This is a genomic window from Geitlerinema sp. CS-897, assembly GCF_028368005.1.
In the GTDB taxonomy this organism is placed as follows: domain Bacteria; phylum Cyanobacteriota; class Cyanobacteriia; order Cyanobacteriales; family Geitlerinemataceae; genus Baaleninema; species Baaleninema simplex.
The window spans coordinates 1-3,855 of the sequence record NZ_JAQNCQ010000081.1; the positions used below are offsets into that span (position 1 = coordinate 1).

A 3,855-nucleotide genomic window follows, 5' to 3' on the forward strand; every position below is an offset into this window, starting at 1 on the left:
AACCTACCTCCGAGATCTGTTCGTGCTGCGGCTATCGGTGGGGCAAGTTGGATCTGTCTATCAGGTCTGTACTCTGCATCAACTGTGGGGCTGAGCACGACCGCGATGTAAACGCTGGCAAAAATATTGAGGCGGCAGGATTATGCCGACCTGAATGGGCAAACGCTAAGCAGTGTGAGACCTCCTTGGAGGCGGTTGCTTGTTTGTCTACCCGTCAGGAGTCAGCAAGCGTGCTGGCAGACTGGGAATCTCCGTGCCTTTAGGCCGGAGAGGATGTCAAAAGTGGTCAAATTTCTGGAGCTTTGAGAATTCTGGAATTCTCAGTGGAAGGTTAGCTGCGTCTTCTTAGCTCTCTCAGCAGGAAGCCCCGCACCGTACCCGAGAGGACTTCGGCCAACTCAGCGACTCGACTGAACTCGCCGAATGTCCGAACGGTCAGTATCAGGTAGTTCACAATTCAACAGCTAGAAGTGGGGAGGTGAAAGCCCCCGCGCTTCAGTTGGGAGTGAGCTTCCAATAGGATGGAATGGGTCAACGATCCATCTGAGACAATAGATGCAGACAGCCTACACGAGCGGAGTCCAGTAAACCTGACGATGTAGAAGCGTTGGGAGATCGGGAAAAGAGGATGGAGCCAGGAGTACAAGTATCCCTAGAATTAACAAAGTGTAGAGAGTTTTTCTTTGAGAGTTCGATGTATAGCGCGGTGGGACACACCGTTACAATCTGTAGAGCGAACGTAAGACTAAATCTATTTAGATATAGAGGTAGTTGCGATAATTTTTAAATCTGAATTACTAGGTTTAAAAATTATCGCACTTCTAGAGTGGTGAGGATCTGGGGAAATACAACCTAATCTTAGATGTGAAATCAAACAGATTAAATCATCCCGCCGGCTCGTTCCTTAGCTATAACCTCGGCAATACGAGTTGGGAATTCAGCCAGATCGACATCTTCACCTGCGGGCATGGGAGAGGTAAAGGTGTAACAAGGATCGCACTGGCCTGTATCGAAGATTTGTAAAGCCCATTTATCCGGAAGACCCTCAACACCAATTTCTACAACATACCAATTTTCACCTGTATCTCGGGTGGAGATGATGTAGAAAAAATTTCGATCCGCTGCCGGAATATCCAAATCTTCCATCAAAAAATCGATCGCTAACGTTTCAGCGTCGGTTGTCGGTAACGTCATCATCATGTTCTAACTACTGTGAAAACAATCAGTTTTAGGTTTGTGCCAATACACTTTGTTTACTCTATTAGCAGAGATTCATGACAAGTTTTCTGTATAGCTCAATGCTAAATAACCTTCCTCCAGCCTTCTATTTATTAGGAAGGAGGGGGATTTTAACTCGTACAGGAGGGCTAAGAAGTGCTGCCGAAAATCTCTAAATATTCAGACTAGAAAGTTTATTCTGAACATTTTTACATGAATATTAAATTATAATTAAGTTGTATAACAATATATAAAAAGTTATGTTTTAAATTGTTATGATTAGCTTCAATCGAATCAAAAATAGGTATTTGAAAAAAATTAAAACGATTTTTGTATTGAAAAATACAATTATTCAAGCGATCGTTTATGAAAATGAAAAATTACGATTTTTGAATACACTGATAATTTTAAGATGTTTATTCAGTGTCTTTTTTTTGATACTAAAAAGCATTTATTATTTGTAGTTTTTCTATCGGAGGTGATTGTAACTTTATGACTTATACGATCAAAAATGACTGCAATGCTTGTGGTGGCTGCCAGTCTGAGTGTCCCAATGGAGCGATTAAAAGCGAAGATACATCTGAGGGATATTGGATCGATCCAACTCTCTGCGATGGTTGTAAAGATGTAGAAATTCCTCGATGTCTCGAAGCTTGTAATGTAGGTTCGTTGAAACCTCTACCATCTAAAAAAGGACGCTATAAAACTACACCATTTCCGACAACGATTCTTGATATTTTTCTTAATCGAAAAACCACTCCCTTTGCTTCTTCAATGGTGATGTGGGAAACCTGCAATATTTTGGCACAGCGACAGACTTTACCCTGGCAAACCGATTCTGACGGTTATTTTGCCTACAGTCGGCCTGTGCGTCGCGATAAAGGGGAGATGCGGTTTCGGTTGGCAGCAGACCCCGAAGCTGAGGTTCTTCTCCCCATGAATGCAGATATGGCTACAGCGGCGATCGCTAATTTTGATATTCGCGCCACCTGCATTCACCTTATTCTTGCTGCCTACGCGGTTTCAGTTGAGTGTCCTTGGGAAGAAGTCTTTGTCCTGAACAATCAGCACATCGAGAAATATTTAGGACTTGATAAGCGCAAAGACCTCACTAAGCTGGAAAAGCTTACCCTGATTAAAGACTTGGTGCATCAATCTTGTCGTATCTTGGTTGCTCTCGACTGGCCTCGCCAAGGCAAAGTCCAATCGTTTACCCTCGAGGAACATCCAGTCTGGCACTTGCTGGCAACTCAATATCACTTTGAAGAAGATACTCAGGGCTGTCGACATTTGATCGGTTTAGACTTTACAATACGAGCTGGTACTTGGGTTAAATACTTTCTCAACAAGCAAGAATACCGCCGTCAAACTGCCTTTTACCAGTATGGTGTTCTACCTCGGTCTCTGCTTGCAGAGATTATGAGCAACTGGCAGCAGCATGAGGGTGCTATTCGTTTGCTGCTGTGGCTGTTGTTTAAGATGCGGCTAGGTGGCGATCAGCGGATGAAAGTCCTTACTCTGTTACATATCGCTTATGGTGAAGAGCGAGTTACGGAAGCGATCGCCGTTCGTGGTTCCCATAAGCGAACGATCAAAACGTTTGAGAGCGATCTAGAAACGATTTACCACTACGGTCTCAAGCCACTCTTCGATCCTGAAACCTACCCCTCCGATATTCAGCCTCTTTGGACTAAGGTTGCTGATATTCCTAACGATCCAGATGATGCCCTCGAATTTTGGAGTGAGGATGCAAATCAAGTTCTGAGTCTGACAGATACCGCTCCCCGCGATAAATGGCAGCGTTTGCTTAACGCTCGCCTCTTGGGGTTTGAACTTCCAGAAGAATGGCAACAAACTATTCGCCGCCGTACACCTAAGCGTCGATACCAGTCGCCTCACTCAAAAGGGGTTAAACAGTCAGAGCAACTTTCTGGACGAGAGATTAATACTGCTCGCCGACAGCAAAACCTTACTCAACGTGCTTTGGCTAGTCGTCTTGGTAAAAGCCAGAGTTGGGTTCGAGATATTGAAAAAGAGCGGTTTAAGATTAATGCTGACGATCAGGTCTTGTTACGCAAGGTGCTGAATATCAATTGACGAGCGGAGCATTCACGAGCCGTGTGAAGGGAAACTTTCACGCACGGTTCTGAAGACGAGTCGGGTGGGCGACTGCCCGGCTTAGTTTAATCCCAAGCCTCACCAAGTCCAAGCCATCGACGAGGCAATTCGGACGGCTCAGTTCGTTCGCAACAAATCCCTGCGTTACTGGATAGACAATCGAGGCGTGGGGAAAGCTGAGCTATTTCGGTACAACACGCGACTCAGAAAAGAGTTTAAGTTGGTTGAAGAACTGAACTCTCATGCTTGCCAGACGGCGGTTGAGCGAACCCTGAGAGCCATTACTCGTTTTTACGAAAACTGTAAAAGTAAGGTTAAAGGTAGGAGGGGTTATCCTCGATTCAAGCGAAATACCCGTTCGGTCGAGTACAAAATCTTGGGATGGAAGCTGTCAGAAGATCGCAAGCACATTGTCTTTACCGACAAAAAAGGAGTCGGACACTTACGATTAATCGGATCGAGGAACTTAAATTATTATCATCCCGAACAGATTAAGCGAGTCAGAATTCTCAAAAGAGC

At 44.6% G+C, this 3,855-nt stretch carries 3 protein-coding genes and 1 pseudogene; 3 read left to right on the plus strand and 1 reads right to left on the minus strand.

Annotated elements, in window-relative coordinates; genetic code table 11:
* Positions 1-263 (plus strand): zinc ribbon domain-containing protein (locus POG22_RS04115; RefSeq protein ID WP_498903794.1); only part of this gene is annotated, 263 nt, incomplete at its 5' end.
* Positions 264-879: 616 nt separating this feature from the next.
* Here POG22_RS04115 and POG22_RS04120 read toward each other — a convergent pair.
* Complete coding sequence (locus tag POG22_RS04120; protein WP_498903796.1) at positions 880-1,200, minus strand: hypothetical protein; 321 nt, start codon at positions 1,198-1,200, stop codon at positions 880-882.
* A 510-nt stretch (positions 1,201-1,710) separates the two neighbouring features.
* Here POG22_RS04120 and POG22_RS04125 point away from each other — a divergent pair.
* Positions 1,711-3,315, plus strand: a complete 1,605-nt coding sequence (locus tag POG22_RS04125) for a helix-turn-helix domain-containing protein (RefSeq protein ID WP_498903798.1) — start codon at positions 1,711-1,713, stop codon at positions 3,313-3,315.
* 115 nt (positions 3,316-3,430) lie between these two features.
* Positions 3,431-3,855: pseudogene (locus POG22_RS04130) on the plus strand (RNA-guided endonuclease TnpB family protein); the annotation flags it as partial.